Consider the following 20,695-nt stretch of genomic DNA (forward strand, 5'->3'; position numbering starts at 1 on the left):
TCACAACAGGTGCATAGCCATCGGGTCTCGTTCGCTCCGGAGAGCACGGAAATCCTCATTCTGTCGACCTGCTCGGACGCCTGTCTCCTGTTTGCCGTGATCGGGCCTGTTTCCCCAGGCCACGAATATGCCTTGCGGGCTGCGATAGTCTTGGTCTATGCGTGCCGCGACCCTGCTTATCGGGCCGCATCGGCCTCCCTGCCCCTGAGCGCCCTGCCGATGCGGCCGCCCTCCGCGTGAGCGGGGGGTTTTTGCATTGGGCCAGGCGGGTCAGACCATCCACGCAGACATACCCCGAGGGAAAATCGACGTGAGCGAGCGAGCCGACATGCAGAGCGACGAGCAGCACTATGACCCGCAGGCCCTGCAGGTCAAGTGGCAGCGCCGGTGGGAGGAACTGGACCCCTTCCGGGCCGGTGACGACCCCGCCGACCCGCGTGAGCGGCGCTACATGCTCGACATGTTCCCCTACCCCTCGGGTGACCTGCACATGGGACACGCAGAGGTGTTCGCCATCGGCGACGTCGTCTCCCGCTATTGGCTGCAGCGCGGCTACAACGTGTTGCACCCCATCGGCTGGGACTCCTTCGGCCTGCCCGCGGAGAACGCCGCGATCAAGCGTGACGCCCACCCCGCCGAGTGGACCTACGCCAACATCGAGACCCAGGCCAACTCCTTCAAGCGCTACGCGATCTCCTTCGACTGGTCCAGCCGCCTGCACACCAGCGACGCCGAGTACTACAAGTGGACTCAGTGGCTGTTCATCCGCTTCTTCGAGCGCGGCCTGGCCTACCGCAAGGGCGGACTGGTCAACTGGTGCCCCAACGACCAGACGGTGCTGGCCAACGAGCAGGTCAAGGACGGCAGGTGTGAGCGCTGCGGTGCCGAGGTCATCCGCCGCGAGCTGACCCAGTGGTACTTCAAGATCACTGACTACGCGGACCGGCTGCTGAACGACATGGCCCAGTTGGAAGGGGGCTGGCCCGAGCGCGTGCTGACCATGCAGCGCAACTGGATCGGCCGCTCCGAGGGTGCCGACGTCAATTTCGTCATCGAGGGCCGTGACGAGCCGGTCACCGTTTACACCACCCGCCCCGACACCCTGTACGGCGCGACCTTCTTCGTGGTCGCCCCGGACGCGCCGCTGGCCGAGGAGATCGTCGCGGAGGACCGGCGCGAGGCATTCGAGGCGTACCGGGCCGAGGTGTCGAAGCTGTCCGACATCGACCGGCTGTCCACCGAGAAGGAGAAGACCGGCGTCTTCCTGGGCCGGTACGCGATCAACCCGGTCAACGGTGAGCGCATGCCGGTCTGGGCGGCCGACTACGTGCTGTCCGACTACGGTCATGGCGCGATCATGGCTGTGCCCGCGCACGACCAGCGCGACCTGGACTTCGCCCGCGCCTTCGACCTGCCGGTACGGGTCGTCGTACACACCGGCCTGGCCGACCCCGGTGAGACCGGCATCGCCACCGCCGGGAACGGTGCGATGGTCAACTCCGGCCCGCTGGACGGTCTGACCAAGACCGACGCGATCCGGAAGATCATCGAGGTGCTGAGCGAGCGGGGCACCGGCCGCTTCACCGTCAACTTCCGGCTGCGCGACTGGCTGCTGTCCCGCCAGCGCTTCTGGGGTTGCCCGATCCCGATCATCCACTGCGCCGACTGCGGCGAGGTCCCCGTCCCCGACGAGCAGCTGCCCGTCACCCTGCCCGACCTGCGCGGCGAGGCCCTGGCGCCCAAGGGCGTCTCCCCGCTGGCCTCGGCGGAAGAGTGGGTCAACGTCTCCTGCCCCAAGTGCGGCGGCCCGGCCAGGCGCGACACCGACACGATGGACACCTTCGTCGACTCCTCGTGGTACTTCCTGCGCTACGTCAATCCCTCCTACGAGGACGGCCCGTTCGACGTCGAGGGTGTCCGCAGGTGGGGCCCGATCGACCAGTACGTCGGGGGCGTCGAGCACGCCGTGCTGCACCTGCTGTACTCCAGGTTCTTCACCAAGGTCCTGTACGACATGGGCATGGTCGACTTCGTCGAGCCCTTCACCCGCCTGCTGAACCAGGGGCAGGTCATCAACCAGGGCAAGGCGATGTCCAAGTCGCTGGGCAACGGCGTCGACCTGGGCGAGCAGATCGACGCCTACGGGGTCGACGCGGTCAGGCTGACCGTCGTCTTCGCCGGCCCGCCCGAGGATGACATCGACTGGGCCGACGTCTCGCCGGCCGCGTCCCAGAAGTTCCTGGCCCGGGCGTTCCGCGTCATGGCCGAGGCGGGTGCGGCCTCCGCCCCCGGTGTCGACTTCGCAGGCGGAGACCTGGATCTGCGCAAGGTCGTGCACCGCACGGTCGACGAGGTCACCAGGCTGGTCGACTCCCACCGCTTCAACGTCGCGGTGGCCCGGATGATGGAGCTGACGAGCGCGACCCGCAAGGCCATCGACTCCGGGCCCGGCGCCGCCGACCCCGCGGTCAGGGAGTCCGCCGAGACGCTGGCGGTCATGCTCTCCCTGGTCGCGCCGTACGCGGCGGAGGAGGGCTGGGAGCGGCTGGGGCACAGCGGCTCGGTCGCGGTCGCGGGCTGGCCGGTGGCGGATCCGGCGCTGCTCGTCCAGGACTCCGTCACCTGCGTCGTTCAGGTCGCGGGCAAGGTGCGCGACCGGCTGGAGGTCTCTCCGGAGATCTCCGAGGGAGATCTGGAGGCGCTGGCGCTGGCATCGGAGAAGGTCCGGTCCTTCCTGCCCGGCGGCACGCCGCGCAAGGTCATCGTCCGAGCGCCCAAGCTGGTCAACATCGTCCCGTAGACGTTCGAGAGGGGACGTTCGAGAGGGGCGCCCGTCCGGTGTGCGCCCTCCGAGCTTTCATGGGCGGGCCGACCTCTGGCCCGCCCGGCTCGGGCTCTGCCGTCCGGTCGTCGCACCGCCACCCGAAAATCGTCGCACCGCCACCCGAAAACACGCCGGGCGACCGGCACCCCGATATCGGGGTGCCGGTCGCCCGGCGTTTCGCGCGTCCCTTGGAGTGTTGACGTGCAGGTCGAAGGTGCGTGCTTCAGAGCTTGCGGAGGACCGCCACGACCTTGCCGAGCACGGTGGCCTCGTCACCCGGAATCGGGTCGTAGTTGGAGTTGTGCGGGACCAGCCAGACGTGGCCGTCCCTGCGCTTGAAGGTCTTGACCGTGGCCTCGCCGTCGATCATCGCCGCGACCACGTCACCGTTGTCGGCCACCGGCTGCTGGCGTACGACCACCCAGTCGCCGTTGGCGATGGCGGCCTCGATCATCGAGTCTCCGGTCACCTGGAGGAGGAAGAGCGTGCCCTCGCCGACGAGTTGCTTGGGCAGGGCGAAGACATCCTCGATGCTCTCCTCGGCGAGGATCGGGCCGCCGGCGGCGATCCGGCCGACGAGTGGCACGTAGGCGGCGGTCGGGCGGCTGACCGGGGTCTCGTCCTCACCGGAGTCGGGATCCACCCACAGCACGGGCTCGCCGGGAAGGCGCACCTCCAGGGCACGGGGGCGGTGCGGGTCACGCCGCAGATAGCCCTTGCGCTGCAACGCCGTCAGCTGGTGCGACACGCTGGAGGTGCTGGTGAGCTGAACGGCCTCACCGATCTCCCGCATGGACGGCGGATAACCGCGCTGCTGCACGGAGTCGCGGATCACCTCAAGGATCTTCCGCTGCCTGGGGGTGAGGCCAAGGGAGTCACGCCTTCGCACCGCCAGGTCGCTGGCGGCCGAACCGTTCTCGTTGTGCTGGCTCATACGAACTCCTCGCCTCCCGGTCTGTATCTGATGTGTCGCACACAGCGACCATATAATGGCCGAAGATCATACTCAAACAATTGTTCGAATGTCCTCGATATCGGCCACGCCGTGGTGTACAACATCGTACGGGAGTTCGATCGACATCGTGTTCGATTCACCGATCTTTCTTCGACATGTGTTCGGCCAGGTCGAGGGGATGGGGGCCACCGTGAAACCGACCGCGACGACACCACGATCCATGGCTGTGCCGAGACCCCGGACGGCGCGGCGATCATCGGGGGCACCGGGAGTACCGCGCCTACGCCTTGTGCCGCCACCGAGACCGGAGCCGGAGCCCACGCCGGAGCCTGCGCTGGATCCCGGCAGAGGGGCCGGGGGCGGGCGGGGCGCGGAAGGCGGAAGGGGGCCGGGGCGGCTCGGGCGGGAGCAGGCGGTCGGGCGGCCGCGCGATCCGAAGGCGAGGTCGGGGGCCGGGTGCGAAGCGGGGCCGCGACTCGGGCGTGGAGCGAGAGGTGGGCCCGGGCGAGAGCGGGGAGCCGGGCGAGAGCGGGGAGCCGGGCGAGAGCGGGGAGCCGGGCGTGGGGCAGGGCCGAAGCGGGCGCCGGGATCGGGGGCGGCTCGTGCGGGGGGTGTACGCCGCCCGGGGGTCACCCGCTCCCGGACCGTCGGGCGGCCGCTCCGGCTCACCCGGCGTGGGAGGATCGTGGCGGTGGTGGTGCTCGCGCTGTTCACCCTGGGGGTGCTCTGGATCGGCGGGCGCATCGACACGGCCCTGGCGGGCGAGCGGACAGGTCCTGAGGGCCTGCCCCGGATCACGGTGCACGCGGGCGACACGCTGTGGGAGATCGCGGACGCGCTGACGCAGGAGGGTGACGCCGGTCGGACGGTCCGCCACATCGTGGACCTCAACGGGCTGGCCGGATCCGCGGTGCGGCCCGGAACCCGGCTCTATCTCCCCGAGGGTCTCATTCGCTGAGAAGGGGGGGCGGTCGGTGGGGCGCGTGGGAGTGATGGGCGGGGCCTGGGGAAGGTGTGGGTGGGCCATGCGAAGAGGGTTCGCCGGGGCTCCTGCCTGACAGATCGGCCGGGACGCGTGTGAGGGAGGGGGTGTGCGGGGTGGAGGGCATTGCCCGATGGGCGACACGCCGAGACGTGACGGCTGATCAGCGACTTCGCGTGGCGGGGTCCTTTCAACTTGCGTTCATGGTCGCGCACTTCTACCGTTAGACCACAACATCTAGTGGCTGCACCGCAACACTTCACCACAGATTGTGTTTCCATTACCGCATCTCGACTATTCGAGGGGCGTGCGCGAGCGTCTCGACACGCACGTCGTGGGGCAGGTGAGGTGGGTGAGCCGCTCCCGCAGGTCAAGGAGGCGACGCGCGTGCACTGTCCGTTCTGTCGTCATCCGGACACGCGAGTCATCGACAGCAGGGCCACCGAGGACGGTGGTGCCATCCGCCGCAGGCGCACGTGCCCGGAGTGCGGGCGCAGATTCACCACGCAGGAGACGGTCCTGCTCATGGTGGGCAAGCGCAGTGGCGTGACGGAGCCGTTCTTCAGGGACAAGGTGATCGCCGGGGTTCGGCGGGCCTGCCAGGGGCGGCCCGTCGGCGAGGACTCCCTGGCGCAGTTGGGCCAGCGGGTCGAGGAGAGCATCCGGGCCACCGGATGTGCCGAGATCGCGGCTCACGAGGTCGGGCTGGCGATCCTGGGTCCACTCCGCGAGCTGGACGAGGTGGCGTACCTGCGGTTCGCCTCCGTCTACCGGGGGTTCGAGACCCTGGCCGACTTCGAGGCGGAGATCGAGCAGCTCCGGGCGGGGCGCTCCAGCGAGCAAGACTGAGAAAGACCCTGGGCGCCGGGGGTGAGCGGCGTGTTGGTGTGGTCCGATTTGAGGGCTCGCGGAGCCCCAGGAGGGGGAAGTCATGACGGAGACCGCCGGTGCGGTGGCACGTGGGAGCAAGCGGCCGCGCAAGGGCCTGAGGATGAAGCGCATCTTCACCACCCCAGGCGTGCATCCTTATGACGAGTTGCCCTGGGAGCGCCGTGACGTCGTCATGACCAACTGGCGCGACGGCTCGGTCAACTTCGAGCAGCGCGGCGTCGAGTTCCCCCAGTCGTGGTCGGTCAACGCCGCCAACATCGTGACCACCAAATACTTCCGCGGTGCGGTCGGCACCCCGCAGCGGGAGTGGAGCCTCAAGCAGCTGATCGACCGGGTGGTGGGCGTCTACACCCGTACGGCGGTCGAGCACGGCTACTTCGCCGGCGAGGAGGATGTCGAGATCTTCGACCACGAGCTCAAGCACGCTCTGGTCAACCAGGTCTTCAGCTTCAACTCCCCCGTCTGGTTCAACGTCGGCACCGCGTCGCCGCAGCAGGTCAGCGCCTGCTTCATCCTGGCCGTCGACGACCAGATGGAGTCGATCCTCGACTGGTACAAGGAAGAGGGTGTGATCTTCAAGGGCGGTTCCGGTTCCGGCGTCAACCTCTCCAGGATCCGCTCCTCCAAGGAGCTCCTCTCCAGCGGCGGCACCGCCAGCGGCCCGGTCTCCTTCATGCGCGGAGCGGACGCCTCGGCGGGCACCATCAAGTCCGGGGGCGCCACCCGCCGCGCCGCCAAGATGGTGGTCCTCGACGTCGACCACCCCGACATCGAGGAGTTCGTCGAGACCAAGGCGCGCGAGGAGGACAAGATCCGCGCCCTCCGCGACGCCGGGTTCGACATGGACCTGGGCGGCAAGGACATCGTCTCCGTCCAGTACCAGAACGCCAACAACTCCGTGCGCGTCTCCGACGAGTTCATGCGCGCGGTGGAGAAGGGCGAGGAGTTCGGCCTGCGCGCCCGCCTCACCGGCGAGGTCATCGAGAAGGTCGACGCCAGGAGCCTGTTCCGCAAGATGGGCAAGGCCGCATGGGAGTGCGCCGACCCCGGCCTCCAGTACGACGACACGATCAACGACTGGCACACCAGCCCCGAGACGGGCCGTATCACCGCCAGTAACCCCTGCTCGGAATACCTGCACCTGGACAACTCCTCGTGCAACCTGGCGAGCATCAACCTGCTGAGGTTCCTGAAGGACGACGACACCTTCGACATCGCGAACTTCGTGAAGATCACCGAGCTGATCATCACCGCGATGGACATCTCCATCACCTTCGCCGACTTCCCGACCGAGAAGATCGACGAGACCACTCGCGCCTACCGTCAGCTCGGCATCGGCTACGCCAACCTCGGCGCGCTGCTCATGGCCACCGGCCACGCCTACGACTCCGAAGGCGGCCGGGCCCTCGCCGGAGCCATCACCTCGCTGATGACCGGCGTCTCCTACCGCCGCAGCGCCGAGCTGGCCGCGGTCGTGGGCCCGTACGACGGCTACGCCCGCAACGCCGAGGCGCACAAGCGGGTCATGCGCAAGCACAACGACGCCAACGAGGCGCTGCGCACGTTCGAGAAGATGGACGGGGACATCCACCACGAGGCCTCGGGGCAGTGGGCCGAGTGTCTGCGGCTCGGCGAGAAGAACGGCTACCGCAACGCCCAGGCCTCGCTGCTCGCGCCCACCGGGTGCCTGACGGGTGAAACACTGATTACCACGGACCGAGGGCTCGTCCGCCTGGCCGAGATCGCGAACGTGTACGGCGATCGCTGGCAGGACCTCGACATGATGGTCTCCACCGACGAGGGGCCGCGCCGGGCTACGAAGTTCTTCGTCAACGGCGAGGAGCCCACCCGTCTCATCCGCACCCACGGCGGCTACCGCGTCCAGGGCACGCTGACCCACCGCGTCAAGGTCGTCGACAGCGCGACCGGAGTGTGGGAGTGGAAGCGCCTGGCCGACATCGAGCCGGGTGACCTCGTCCCCATGCAGCTGCAGACCCTCGTCGGTGAGCGCCGTGCGGTTCCCCTGCCCGTGCTCGACCAGGCGTACGGAGCCGAAGACCGCTCCATCGTCGTCCCCGACACGGTGTCGCCGGAGCTGGCCGAGCTGGTCGGCTACTTCATGGGTGACGGCAGCCTGCACGCCAAGGGCGTCCGGTTCTGTGTCGCGGACGCCGACCTCGATGTGGTCGAGCGTCTCCGCATCCTGTCCAAGGAGCTTTTCCACCTCGAACCGGTGCTCACCCAGCGGGAGGGATACCAGGAGGTCGTCCTCCAGTCGGTGCGGCTCGCGCGCTGGTGGCAGGCCTCCGGTTTCGCGAAAGAGCTTCCCGGTATCGACCACTCCGGCAAGGGCTGGACGCCGCGGGTCCCCTCGGCGATCCTTGAGACCAACGACAGCGAGATCTACGGTGCCTTCCTGCGTGGTCTCTTCGAGGCAGACGGCGCCGTCCTGGAGGGCGTGCCGAGCCTCTCGACGGCTTCGGACTCCTTCGCGGGTGAGATCCGGACCCTGCTTCTCGCCCTCGGCATGGCCACCACGACCCGTGAAACGGTCAGTGGCTTCGGCGGGCCGATCTTCCAGGTGCGGTTGCGCAACGTCGACCACGCCCTGAGCTTCGACGAGATCGTCGGGTTCATGGGAGACCGCAAGAACAAGCTCATGGCCGAGCTGGAGCCTGAGCGGTCCGCCAGGAAGGACCAGGTGTTCCTGCCCCGAGAGGTGTGGGAGACGATCCTGCCCGAGGGGCATTCCCTGCGCGGGACCGTGCTCCAGTCGGTTCGCAGGAGCGGCGGTGTCGCTCGCATGCCGGCCAAGCAGATCTTCGCCGAGTTTCTCGACGAGCGGCTCGGCCACGCGCTCGGCTACCTCTTCGAGCGAGTCGAGGCGAACGAGGACGGCGGAGTGCAGCCGACCTATGACCTGTCCGTCCCGGACAACGTCACCTACGTGGCCAACGGTATGGTCAGCCACAACACCATCGGCCTGATGATGGACTGCGACACCACCGGCATCGAGCCCGACCTCGCCCTGGTCAAGTTCAAGAAGCTCGTCGGCGGCGGCTCCATGCAGATCGTCAACCAGACGATCCCGCGCGCGCTCCGGCAGCTGGGCTATCAGGAGGAGCAGGTCGAGGCGATCGTCGAGTTCATCGCCGAGCACGGCCACGTCGTCGACGCCCCCGGCCTGCGCCGCGAGCACTACGAGGTGTTCGACTGCGCCATGGGCGAGCGCGCGATCGCTCCCATGGGTCACGTCCGCATGATGGCCGCGGCCCAGCCGTTCCTGTCCGGTGCCATCTCCAAGACCGTCAACCTCCCCGAGTCCGCCACCATCGAGGACATCGAGCAGGTCTACATGGAGGGCTGGAAGCTCGGTCTGAAGGCCCTCGCGGTCTACCGCGACAACTGCAAGGTCGGTCAGCCCCTTTCGGCCTCGGGCAAGAAGACCGAGGACAAGAGGATCGAGGACAGGAGGATCGAGCAGCAGGAGGCTTCGGCCGAGCCGGAGATCCAGGTCGTGGAGATCAGCCGCCCGACCCGTCGCCGGATGCCGAACCAGCGCCCCAGCACCACCACCCGCTTCACCGTGGGCGGAGCCAAGGGCTACATGACCGCCTCCTCCTACCCCGACGACGGCCTCGGCGAGGTCTTCCTGAAGATGTCCAAGCAGGGCTCGACCCTCGCGGGCGTCATGGACGCGTTCTCGGTGGCCATCTCCATCGGCCTGCAGTACGGGGTGCCGCTGGAGACCTACGTCGGCAAGTTCGTCAACATGCGCTTCGACCCGGCCGGCATGACCGACGACCCGGACATCCGGATGGCGGCCTCGGTGATGGACTACATCTTCCGCCGCCTGGCCCTGGACCACCTGCCCTACGACGACCGCGCCGCCCTCGGTGTCTTCTCCGCCTCCGAGCGCGCCGCTCAGCAGCGTGGCGAGGACCCGGCTCCGATCCACACCGACGAGGTCATCGCCGAACTCGCCACCTCGGCCCCCATCGAGGAGCCCCAGCCTCGCCCCGAAGCGGTGCCGGTGGAAACCCCGCGGCGGGTCGGCTCCCTGGAGTCCCACCAGGGCCGCACCGCCGACGCGCCGCTCTGCATGACCTGCGGTACCAAGATGCGCCCCGCGGGCAGCTGCTACGTCTGCGAGGGCTGCGGCTCCACCAGCGGCTGCAGCTGAAAATGGGCCGAGTTGCATCGGATACAACGTGCTGAATGTCCGTTGTGGGGGATGGCTCGGCCTGGTTAAACGTGGTTGTCCTTTGGCTTCGCAGCCGGAACCGGAGGATTGCCCAGGTTCGTCTCAGCCGCTGATAGTTGGCGGCTGAACGGCGAACGCCTGGCCTTGTAGGGGCCAGGCGTTCGGTGCGGCACTGAACTGATGTCAATGCGCTGGGTCAGATCACGCATGACATCAGCTTTCGGGTCGCGATGCAAATTAGACCCGGAGGGGGGTGTTGATCATTCCAAAGAATCCTCGTCAGACCGGCGCAAAGGCTGCTTCAGCCGCTGCTAAGGCCCTGACCAGCGCGAATGCGACCAAGGCGGAGAAGTCCGCTGCGGCCAGCGCACTGTCGCAGGCTCCCAAGAGCACCGGCCAGACCGGCGCGAAGGCCGCTTCGGCCGCCGGCAAGACGCTGGCGAACCCGAATGCGACCAAGGCGGAGAAGGCTGCCGCAGCCAGCGCGCTGGCGCAGACGCCGGTCCGCCCGAAGAAGAAGTAGCACGCGGCTGCTCGGGGCCTACACCCGGGCAGCCGCCCCGCTGAACGCCGTCTCCGACGGCTGCTCCGCATACTCAGAGCTTGCCGTGTCCTTGTCTTTTGATCACATCAACCACAACAATGTTGCGGTGAATGCAACGGAAGCTCGTGAGGGTCATGTCAGCCGCTTGGCCGGGTCCGCCGGCTTGGAACTCGTCGATGGAGTGGTCCACCTCGACCCTTCAAGCGCGGTGTTCGAGGCGATGCTGCTGGGCTGGGCACGCCAGCAACGCACTCGTTTCCTCAACGAGGAGACGACGATCAAACCGCGGATGTCGCTGGTGCGGCGTTTGGCTGACTTCACGAACCAGTACCCGTGGCAGTGGCAACCTGCCGATGGTGAGGCGTTCATAGCTCACCTGCGGTCCCCGAACCGCAAGAAGCCGGTCGTTCTGTCGACAGGGCGGGGCTACGAGACCACCCTCGCTCTGTTTATGGACTTCATCACCGACCGCCGCTACGGATGGGCGGCGGAGTGCCTGGAGCGGTTCGGACAGACCCCGCAGCAGATCTTCCACGAGGACAATCGTGTCGCCCACGTGGCCGAATACGAGGGCCAGCCTGATCGCCGCCCGTTGACCTACGACGAGGTCCAAGCCCTGTTCGACGCCGCCGACAGCCGAGTTGAGGAGGCCCAGACTCGGGGCCGCAAAGGCGCGTTGACCGCGATGCGCGACTCCGCCCTGCTCAAGACGGTCTACGCCTACGGGCTGCGGCGCAACGAGGCGCGGATGCTCGACCTCGCCGACCTTCGGCGGGCTCCGAAAAGACCGCAGTACGGCAAACACGGCGGCCTCTACGTCCGCTACGGCAAGGCCTCCAACGGCAGTCCGCCCAAGCGCCGCACGGTGTTCACGGTCAAGGAGTTCGACTGGATCGTTGACGTGCTCGACCACTGGTGCACCGAGGTCCGCCCCGCCTTCTCACCTGGCAAGCTCGCCGCACTGTTTGTCACCGAACGCTCCAGCCGCATGTCCCTGCGCGGCGTCAACATGGCTTTCACCACGGCCAGAGACGCCGCTGGCCTACCGCCCGAACTGGATCTGCACTGTCTGCGGCATTCGTACATCACGCACCTCGTGGAGTTCGACTATCCCGAGAAGTTCGTGTCCATGCAGGTCGGCCACAGCTACGCCAGCACGACCGCGATCTACACCGGTGTGTCCGACGAGTACCGCAACCGGGTGATCCAGCGCGCCCTGAAGGACCGCCACCCTGACCTCTGGGAGAGTCAATGATCAAGAAAATGGGGATCACCTGGAACCTGCGCAAGCTCATGGCCGACCGCGACATGTTCCAGACGACGGACATGGTCCCGCTACTCGCCGAACGAGGCGTCCATCTCTCCCGCGAGCAGGTCTTCCGGTTGGTCACCCAGCCCCCGCAGCGGCTGTCGATGGACACCCTCGCTGCGCTCTGCGACATCCTTCAATGCACCCCGAACGACTTGATCGAAGTCGAGACGGTCAATGCCCAGGTCAGCAAGGCTGTCGGAGACACGGACCGTCCTGCGCCGCAGGTTCGGCGGACCACGATCCGTCGACCGGGCCAGTGAGCCGCACCCGCGACGAGCGCAGAGTCGCAGAACGCCACGAACGACGCGTCCGGATCATCAATGCGCTCACCACCCGCCTGCCTGACCTGGACGCGGAGGCCGCGTCGGACGCACTGCTGCAGGCGCGGGCCGAACGCGGCGTCGCCCAGCGGGAGCTCGACGAGCACTTGGCCGCGCATCCGGACGCGCTCACCTCCGGCGATCCACGTTGCCCGGCCGTGATCGTGCGCCTCGCGCAGGCCCTGCTCGCCGCCGGACACACCGGTGTCACCTCGCCCGGTTGCTCGGAATGTCGACGCACCGGCATCACGCTGCCCCGCAGCGGCCCGGGCGGCCGGATCTGCCAGGCATGCGCCGCACGAAGCTCCCTGAACAAGAAGCCGTGCGGGCGCTGCGGTCGCACCGCCAGGATTTCCGCTCGGCGCGACGAAGGTGGCATCTGCTATTCCTGCTACCGCAAGGATCCGCAGGTCACCGAGGACTGCGCGGGCTGCGGACGTTCGCGGATGCCCGCCACCCGGCGCTCGGATGGCAAGCCGCTCTGTGAAGCCTGCTGGACTCCGCCCGCGCATACCTGCACCGCCTGCGGTCGCGTCGGCCGCGCCCATTCCCTCGGCTCGGCCGGGGCGCTCTGCCCGACCTGCTACCGCCACCTTGCCCAGCCTCGCCGGACCTGCGGGAACTGCGGCAGGCACCAGCAGATTGTCCGCCGAGCCACTACCAACAGCCCTGACCTCTGCTGGAACTGCGCGACCCCGGCCGCAACCCCGTGCTCAACTTGTGGGCAGGTCCGCCCCTGCACCAAGAACTCTCAAGGGCGGCTCGTCTGCCGCACCTGTCGGCCCCGGCCCACCAGTGTGTGCTCTGCTTGCAGCCAGGTTCGCCCCGTGCACGCCCACTGGCCCCGCGGACCGGTCTGTGGCGCCTGCTATGTCCGCATCCTCGACCACTCCGATGAGTGCCACCTCTGCCACGAGCAGCAACCTCTGATCGCAAGGGACGACAGCGGTCACAACATCTGCGGCCCATGCGCCGGCATGCCCGGCATCTACACCTGCCTGGCCTGCGGCAAGGGCGGACGCCTCTACGCTGATGGCCGCTGCCCCCGCTGCGTGCTCTTGCTCCGCCTCGAAGAACACCTCGCTGGACCCGATGGCCAGGTCTCCTGCCAACTCCGTCCGCTGCAGGACGCGCTGGCCGCCGCAAACGACCCCCGCGGTGTCCTGTGCTGGCTGCGGCGAAGCCCGAACGCACACCTACTGGGCGAACTTGCCGCAAGCGGAAAGCCGCTTAGTCACGACCTTTTAGACGAACTCCCGCCCAGCCGCTACGAGCACTACGTCCGGCAGACTCTGGTTCACACCGGCGTGCTGCCCGAACGCCACGAAGACCTCGACCGGATCCCCGCCTGGCTGGATCAACTCCTGGCCGACCGGCCTACCCAGCACGCCGCCCTGATCCGACCGTTCGTCCACTGGTTCCTGCTCAAACGGGCCCGCCGCCGAGCCGCCCACCGGGGACGACCCGCCATGGCGGGCACCTACGTCCGCACCCGGGTCCGCGTCGCCCTGGAACTGCTGACCTGGCTCGACGAGCACCGACTCGCGCTCGGGGACCTCACCCAAGACCGCCTCAACCAGTGGCTCGCGGACGGCAGCACGCGCAACTACTCCATCCGCTACTTCCTAAGCTGGGCCGCCAAACGCGACCTCCTGCCGGAGATGACCATCCCGTCCATCCCTCGCCAGGATCCAACGCGGATCTTGGACGAGGATGAGCGCTGGCACCAGCTCAGCCTCTTGCTGAACGACGCCACACTGCCGCTGGACGTCCGGGCCGCCGGCGCTTTGGTGCTGCTTTTCGGGCTTCCGACCTCACGCATCCGGCATATCCACACCGGGCACCTGCACGAGCATGACGGTCAGATGCACCTCAACGTCGGCTCACCTGCGTTGCTGATCCCGCCCAAGCTGGCCAGGCTGTTGAGCCAACTCGCTGAAGGCCAGAGCCGACAAGCCAGGATCAAGACCGACGGCCCCGGGCAGCGTTGGCTCTTCCCCGGCCTGCTACCAGGGCGCCCAGCCGCCCCGTCTGGGTTCAGCCGCAAGCTCCTCGACCACGGGATCGACGCTCGGCCGGCCCGCAACGCGGCCCTCATCGCGCTCCTGGAGGATGTTCCGCCCCCGATTCTGGCCGATCTCCTCGGCCTCCACATCAACACCGCAGTTCGATGGGCCAACATCGCCAGACGCGACTGGACCGACTACCTTGCCGCCCGCGACCAGGACACGACGAATACCGCACCCTCTGAATAAGTGCACGTCCCCAGTATTCCAGGCAGAAAAGCAGCGTTGGACACGGAAGCCAAATCTGCATAGTGCCCGGTAGCAAAGGGGGTCGGAGTTGAGTCCGGCCCCCTTTTGGCGTTTTCCGATGCGTGCCGACCCCGGTGATCCTGCTGTTCCTCACCTGGAAGGCCTCCGGCGGCGAGTAGGCCCGAGACCACCGGCGACCGGGCCGTGGACGTGGCGGCGGTCGGCGCCGGGGCGTGGGAAGGGGCCGGAAACGGAGAAAGACCCGCCCGGGCGGGTCTTTCGCGATGGAGGTCAGGCGGCGGAGGTGGGGCCGCTCGTCTGTGGAAAGCGCAGAACGTTGCGGCCGGTGTAGGCGTTGAGGTCGACGACCTTGGCGTCGCCGGTCACTCCACGGCGTGTCGCGGAACGGATATCCCTGATCTTGAGCCGTGCGACATATGGTGGCACGACCACAAGTCTCTTCATTGAGCCCCCCGGCGTGATGGTTCCGTTATATGAAATATCTACAGATCGCCGCATAAGACTGCCGTAAAGACCGGGTCAATAGGGGAGTGGGCGACCTGAGGGAGATCTCAGATCCAGGCCAAAGGCGCGGGCGGGACGGTTTGTGCTCCGCCGCCGGATGATCCTGATGCGTCGAATGATCTTCCTCCCCTCCTTGGGCTCGCCGTGCTATGCGTCACCTGACACCGGCGTGCCCGAGGCTTGCGGGCCCGGCACGCGCGAAAGTCCGTGCAAGCCAACCTAGCCCGCCCCCGCCCTGTGGATCAACCGGTTTGGCTACGGAGGGCTTCGGAGGTCATGCGTACGGTGATGGCGGTGCGGGTTCGGAGGTCATGCGTACGGTGTTGGGTGGTGCGGGTTCGGACGTTGATCGCCGAGATCGTCACGACTCGCGTCGCCGGCACCTCGGGCCGGCCGCGGCGGCCCGCTCCCGGCCGCCACGACACGACGTGTTTTTCGCGGTGTAGGCGCGCCGGACGCGGCATGCCCGGTGCCGGCCCGGATACTGTGGCGACCGGCCGGCCCGTGACGTCCCCGATCTCCGAACGGTCACCCCGCCCAGCCGGAGGCAGGCATCCTGGTCGGTGTTCCCGGCCTCGTCGACGCCGCCCAGCGGGCCACGGGCCATGTCGTCCGCGAGAGTTTCGTCACCGTTCACGCAAGGAGGACGAGACGTGTGCAGAATATCCGGCACTCCGCGAACTTCGTCATCCTCCAGGGCGTCCAATCTGCCGTTGAACGGAGTGTGAGTTGAGCACGACACTTATCGACGGTGATCCGCAGCGGTTGGGCGGTTACTGGCTGGCCGGGCGGTTGGGCGCGGGTGGTCAGGGTGTGGTCTACGAGGCGTACGACGCCGCCGGCAGGCGTGTCGCGGTGAAGGTGTTGCACGGTGACGCCGGGAGCGATCCGGAGCTGCGTGAGCGGTTCGGTCGTGAGGCCGCCGCGGCGCGCCGGGTGGCCTCGTTCTGTACGGCGGGGGTGCTGGACGCCGATCTGGCCGGGCCCAGGCCGTACATCGTCAGCGAGTACGTCGAGGGCCCCAGCCTGCGCAGGGCCGTCGCCGAGGGGCGCCGCTTCACCGGAGGCGACCTGCACCGTCTCGCGACGGCGATCGCCACCGCGCTGACCGCCGTCCACGAGGCCGGGGTCATCCACCGCGACCTCAAACCCGACAACGTCCTGCTGGGCCCGGACGGCCCCCGCGTGATCGACTTCGGCATCGCCCGCACGGATGACATGTCACTGACCGCGACCGGCATGGTGGCGGGCACTCCGACCTACATGGCCCCCGAGATCTTCATGGGCCGGCGCGCGAGCGCCGCCGTCGACGTCTTCGCCTGGGGCGGGATCATGGTCTTCGCCGCGACGGGTGCCGACCCGTTCCGGGCGGAGAGCCTGGGCGGGATCATGCACCGCGTGCTGTCGGTACAGCCTCAGCTGGACATGCTCCCCGAGCACCTGCGGCCGTTCGTCGCCGCCTCGCTCGCCAAGGATCCCGCCTCCAGGCCCACGGCGAGGGACCTGCTGCTCGCCCTGGTCAGCGGGGACGGTGCCATCGACACACCGAGGCTGCTGGCGGCGGGCAGCGACGCCGGGGCCCAGATCCGCGCGGCCTCCGCCGACCCCGCGCTCGGCACCCTCGCCGAGGACGCCTACGTCGCGCTCGGCCCCGCCGAGCGGGAACTCGCCCCCGAGATCTTCCTGCGGCTGGTCACCGTGACCGACGACGACCAGCTGGTCGTACGGCAGGCGCGGTGGGCCGAGCTCCTCGACGGGCGCGAGGAGGGTGAGGTGACAGCGATCCGGCGCCTGGTGGAGGTGTTCTCGTACCTGATCGCCCACGACGAGCAGGAGGTCTGGCTGTCGCGGCCCGCACTGCCGCAGGCCTGGCCGAGGCTGCGGATGTGGGTCCAGGCCAATCGGGACGGCCTGGCCGTGCACCGCGGCATCCTGACCGCGGCGCGGCGCTGGGAGGCCCAGGGGCACCGGGACGGAGACCTGTTCCAGGGCAGCAGCCTGGAGAACGCCATGCGGTGGGCGGCCACGGGGCGCCGCAACATCACGCTCAGCCCGGTCGAGCGGGACTTCCTGGAGGCGGGTGCCGCCCTCACCCGGCGCCGCGCCCGCCGGGGCCGGGTGCTGTCCGGCACGCTGGCCGTGCTACTGGTCGTCGCGCTGGTCGCCGGGGTGCTCGCCGTGCAGCAGAGCAGGGTGGCCGACGCGCGCAGCGACGTCATCGCCTCCCAGCGTGACCAGGCGACGGCCGCCCGGCTCGCCGCGACGGCCGACGCGCTGCGGATCGCCGAGCCGGTCAGGGCCATGCTGCTCAGCGTGGCCGCCTGGCGGCTGGCGCCGGTGACCGAGGCCAGGGCGAGCCTGGCCGGTTCGCTGGCCCAGCGGGAGACGGCAGCCTTCCACGACCCGGCCGCGGGAATCCAGACCCTCAGGGCGCTGAGCGCCGACGGGCGCACGCTCGTCAGCGTGAGCGACGGCGAGGCGCGCTTCTGGGACGTGCGGACCGGAAGGCGCACCGGCGGTTTCACCGGCCTCGGCGACGACCTGCGCGGCATCGCGCTGAGCCCGGGCGGCGGGCTGCTGGCCGTGATCAGCGGCCTGAGGCTGAAGGTCTGGAACGTGCGGACCGGCAGGCCGACGGGGTTCTCCATCGCCGTCCAGGGGCGGACCGCGGGCGGTGACACCGGGGTGTTCTTCGGGCAGTCCGACGACTGGCTCGTGGTCACTCAAGGGCAGGGCCTCTCTCTCTGGAACGTCGTGACCGGTAAGGAGCTGTCGCCGCCCGTGGCCACCAGCGGCTTCGACATCTCGGCGGACGGGCGCGGGTTCGCGACCGGCGACCTCGACGGGGAGGTGGCGGCCTTCACCCTGGAGGACCTGCGCAGGATCCCGCTGGGCAGCCGCTGTAACGGCTGCGGGCCGCGCGTGGCCTACAGCCCCGACGGCGCGACCGTCGCCGTGGCCAGAGGCAGGCGGATCGAGTTGCGCGACGCGTCCACCGGGGCCGACCTGGATCGTTTCTTCGAGGAGGGTGCCACCGGCGGCCTCGTCTTCAGCTCCGACGGGCGCTTCCTGGCCTCGGCGCTCGATACGGCCCTGCGGGTCTGGCGGGTCCAGGACGGCCGGCTGCTGCTCACCCAGAAGATCGACGCGTACCAGCCCGTCGTGGCCTTCGACCCGGACGGGCGCACCCTGCGCTACCTCACGGAGGACTCGGTGACGAGCCTCGACGTCTCCGCGCTGACCAGGCCCGTCACGCTGAAGGGTCCCGGGACCGGCTGGGCAGCCCTCAGTCCCGACGGGAGGCTCCTCGCCTCCAGGGACGACAGGGCGAGCGAGGTCGTGATCCGGGACGTCCGGCGGCGCGCCCGCGTGGGCTCGCTGGAGGTCGGGCCCGAGGGCGCCGACGGCTTCTTCGAGATGGCCTTCAGCGCCGATGGCGGGCGGCTGGTGGCCAACACCGGAGGGGACGGTTCCCGGCTGACCGTCTGGGACACGGCCACCTCCAAGCGGATCGCCGCCGTCGCCACCGCCCGCGCGGGCCAGGTGCCCGCCGTGGCCATCAGCGCCGACGGCACCGCGGTGGCCTCCTACACCCTCTACTACGACTCCGACGAGGCGCCCGGCGGGGAGATCCACGTCTGGGACGTGCCCAGCGGCCGACTCCGCTGGTCGCGGGCGCAGGAGCTGGTCGATGGGCTGGTGTTCACCCCGGACGGCAGGGCGCTCGCGGTCGCGGGCGGCGACCACCGGTTGCTGGACGCGAAGACCGGCGAACCGTTCGGCGACACCTACGGCTCGCCCGGCGTCGGCATCCCGACGATCGCGCTGGCCTTCGGCGAGGACGGAGCCCGCTTCGCCATCGCCGATCAGGTCGGGCGGATCTCGGTGTTCGAGACCCGGGGCAGGGACCGGGTGGGCACCCTGATCCGGAGCGAGCGGGGCGCGGGGGCCGCCCTGACGTACTCGCCCCGCGGCGATGTCATCGCCGCGGCGGTGAACGAACGGTCGGTGGGGTTGTGGGACGTCGCGACCGGGCGCCGCCTCGGCCAGCCGATCGTCGCGCAGACCGGCGATCTCCAGTCGCTGGCGTTCAGTCCCGACGGGGCCAGGCTGGTCGTCGTCGACTCGGCAGGCACCCTGGACGAGTATCCGGTCGAGCCGGAGGCGGTGGCGCGGGCGGTCTGCGAGCGCGCGGGCCGCACCCTCTCGCGCGAGGAGTGGCGCACCTACCTCGGCGACCTGCCCTATCGCAACGTTTGCCGCGGTTAGAGAAACTTTTTCTCCAGGAGTCGCATCAAACACCGCATGAGAGTGGCGCGGGAACTGATCATGGGTGATCCGCAGCGGTTGGGCGGCTACCGGCTGGCCGGGCGGTTGGGCGCGGGTGGTCAGGGTGTGGTCTACGAGGCGTACGACGCCGCCGGCAGGCGTGTCGCGGTGAAGGTGTTGCACGGTGACGCCGGGAGCGATCCCAAGGTGCGTGAGCGGTTCGGTCGTGAGGCCGCCGCGGCGCGCCGGGTGGCCTCGTTCTGTACGGCGGGGGTGCTGGACGCCGATCTGGCCGGGCCCAGGCCGTACATCGTCAGCGAGTACGTCGAGGGCCCCAGCCTGCGCGGGGCCGGCCGGATCTTCGGTGGTGACGACCTGCACGCCCTCGCGACGGCGATCGCCGTCGCGCTGACCGCCCTCCACGACGTCGGGGTCGTTCACCGCGACCTCACCCCCGACAACGTGTTCCTCGGCCGGAGCGGACCCCGGATCGTCGGATTCGGGGTGAGTCCCGGCTTGAGAGCCTCGCTGACCGCCACCGGGCTCAGGCCACGCGCGCCGTCGTACACGGCGCCCGAGGTGTTCACCGGCGGCGAGGTGGGTCCCGCCGCCGACGTGTTCGCCTGGGGCGGGATCGTGCTGTACGCCGCGAGCGGCACGGATCCGTTCGCGGCGGGCAGCCTGGGCGCGGTGATGCATCGGATCCTCGCCCTCGATCCCGACCTGAGCCCGCTGCCCTGCCCGCTGCGGACCCTGGCCGCCGCCGCGCTCACCAAGGACCTCCGCGCCAGGCCCGCCGCCCGCGACCTGCTGCTCGCACTGATCGCCGCCGGGCCGGCCGCTCCCCGGACGGACGCGCCGGGGCTCGAGACGGCCTCGCTGCTGCGGGCGGGTGCCGAGGTGGCGGCCAGGGTCCGCACGGCCTGCGACGATCCTGGGCTGGGCGCGCTGGCCGAGTCGGCGTTCGCCGCGCTGGACCCGGCGGACCGGGAGCGTGTGCCGGCGGTGTTCCTGAGACTCGTCGCCATCGGTGCCGACGGGCAGGCGGTCGCCCGCGAGGCCAGGGCTCCCGCCGGGTCCGAGGGCGTCCTGCACGGCTTCGCGGGGCTGGTCGAGCACCGGGGCGACAGGGTGTGCCTGGTCCACCAGGCGCTGCCCTACGCCTGGCCCCGTCTGGGGGAGTGGATCGACGCCAACCGCACCCGGCTCGTGGCGCGTGAGAAGTTCGCCCGGCTGCTCCCCTTGCTGCTGGCCGCCTCGGCGGTGTTCGCGCTGGTCGCGGGAGTGATCGCGCTGGGATGGATTGACTGACCGGCGAATACCTGGGTAGGACTTCACCGGAAAAGCCGCGAGTTTTCGGGGGGAAACATGGCGAAGTGTGAAACATGCGGTAACGACTATGAGATGAGCTTCGAGGTGCATACCCAGGGCAAGGTGCACATCTTCGACAGCTTCGAGTGTGCGATCCAGCGGCTGGCGCCGATCTGCGAGCACTGCGAGGTCCGCATCGTCGGACACGGCGTCGAGGCGGGCAGGCGCTGGTTCTGCTGCGCCAACTGCGCACGCCAGGAGGGCGCGACCGCGATAGTGGACCATGTGGGGGCGACGGTGTAG

General features: G+C 69.1%; 13 protein-coding genes. 11 read left to right on the top strand and 2 right to left on the bottom strand.

From position 1 onward, the window contains the following. Window positions 1–328 precede the first annotated feature (328 nt). Window positions 329–2,800 (top strand): leucine--tRNA ligase, encoded by a 2,472-nt coding sequence (leuS, locus tag OIE13_RS04490; RefSeq protein WP_326646863.1) that lies wholly within the window; start codon window positions 329–331, stop codon window positions 2,798–2,800. A 247-nt stretch (window positions 2,801–3,047) separates the two neighbouring features. Here leuS and lexA read toward each other — a convergent pair whose 3' ends face one another. Beyond that, complete coding sequence (gene lexA / locus OIE13_RS04495; RefSeq protein WP_326642606.1) at window positions 3,048–3,758, bottom strand: transcriptional repressor LexA; 711 nt, start codon at window positions 3,756–3,758, stop codon at window positions 3,048–3,050. 706 nt (window positions 3,759–4,464) lie between these two features. Here lexA and OIE13_RS04500 point away from each other — a divergent pair. The 7 genes from OIE13_RS04500 to OIE13_RS04530 all read left to right on the top strand — a co-directional run bounded on the left by OIE13_RS04500 (window position 4,465) and on the right by OIE13_RS04530 (window position 14,287). After that, a complete protein-coding gene (locus OIE13_RS04500) occupies window positions 4,465–4,737 on the top strand; it encodes a LysM peptidoglycan-binding domain-containing protein (RefSeq protein WP_326829579.1) in 273 nt (90 codons plus the stop codon). A 411-nt stretch (window positions 4,738–5,148) separates the two neighbouring features. After that, window positions 5,149–5,610: a transcriptional regulator NrdR gene (gene nrdR, locus OIE13_RS04505; RefSeq protein ID WP_326646862.1), complete on the top strand. Its 462-nt coding sequence runs from the start codon at window positions 5,149–5,151 to the stop codon at window positions 5,608–5,610. Window positions 5,611–5,692: 82 nt separating this feature from the next. Beyond that, window positions 5,693–9,835 carry a vitamin B12-dependent ribonucleotide reductase gene (locus tag OIE13_RS04510; protein WP_326642602.1) on the top strand — a complete coding sequence of 1,381 codons (4,143 nt, stop codon included), beginning with the start codon at window positions 5,693–5,695 and terminating at the stop codon, window positions 9,833–9,835. A 274-nt stretch (window positions 9,836–10,109) separates the two neighbouring features. Continuing rightward, window positions 10,110–10,379, top strand: a complete 270-nt coding sequence (locus OIE13_RS04515) for a hypothetical protein (protein ID WP_326637189.1) — start codon at window positions 10,110–10,112, stop codon at window positions 10,377–10,379. Window positions 10,380–10,563: 184 nt separating this feature from the next. Next, window positions 10,564–11,655, top strand: coding sequence for a tyrosine-type recombinase/integrase (locus OIE13_RS04520; protein ID WP_326828604.1), 1,092 nt, complete (start codon window positions 10,564–10,566; stop codon window positions 11,653–11,655). Beyond that, a complete protein-coding gene (locus tag OIE13_RS04525) occupies window positions 11,652–11,972 on the top strand; it encodes a helix-turn-helix domain-containing protein (protein WP_326637185.1) in 321 nt (106 codons plus the stop codon). Before OIE13_RS04520 ends, OIE13_RS04525 begins: the two co-directional genes overlap by 4 nt. Then, on the top strand, window positions 11,969–14,287 hold the full coding sequence (locus OIE13_RS04530) for a hypothetical protein (RefSeq protein WP_326637182.1): 2,319 nt from the start codon (window positions 11,969–11,971) through the stop codon (window positions 14,285–14,287). The genes OIE13_RS04525 and OIE13_RS04530 overlap by 4 nt, the downstream gene beginning before the upstream one ends. Window positions 14,288–14,578: 291 nt before the next feature. Here the strand turns inward: OIE13_RS04530 and OIE13_RS04535 are convergent, their stop codons facing one another. Further along, window positions 14,579–14,734 (bottom strand): hypothetical protein, encoded by a 156-nt coding sequence (locus OIE13_RS04535; protein WP_326642600.1) that lies wholly within the window; start codon window positions 14,732–14,734, stop codon window positions 14,579–14,581. A gap of 807 nt (window positions 14,735–15,541) precedes the next feature. On the opposite strand from OIE13_RS04535, the gene OIE13_RS04540 reads away from it, so the two are divergent. The 3 genes from OIE13_RS04540 to OIE13_RS04550 are packed head-to-tail and all read left to right on the top strand — an operon-like array spanning window position 15,542 to window position 20,695. After that, a complete protein-coding gene (locus tag OIE13_RS04540) occupies window positions 15,542–19,081 on the top strand; it encodes a WD40 repeat domain-containing serine/threonine protein kinase (RefSeq protein WP_326829580.1) in 3,540 nt (1,179 codons plus the stop codon). 36 nt (window positions 19,082–19,117) lie between these two features. Further along, window positions 19,118–20,392, top strand: coding sequence for a serine/threonine-protein kinase (locus OIE13_RS04545; RefSeq protein WP_326642596.1), 1,275 nt, complete (start codon window positions 19,118–19,120; stop codon window positions 20,390–20,392). A gap of 57 nt (window positions 20,393–20,449) precedes the next feature. Continuing rightward, window positions 20,450–20,695 (top strand): hypothetical protein, encoded by a 246-nt coding sequence (locus OIE13_RS04550; protein ID WP_326642593.1) that lies wholly within the window; start codon window positions 20,450–20,452, stop codon window positions 20,693–20,695.

The organism is Streptosporangium sp. NBC_01810, from assembly GCF_035917355.1.
Classification (GTDB): Bacteria; Actinomycetota; Actinomycetes; order Streptosporangiales; family Streptosporangiaceae; genus Streptosporangium.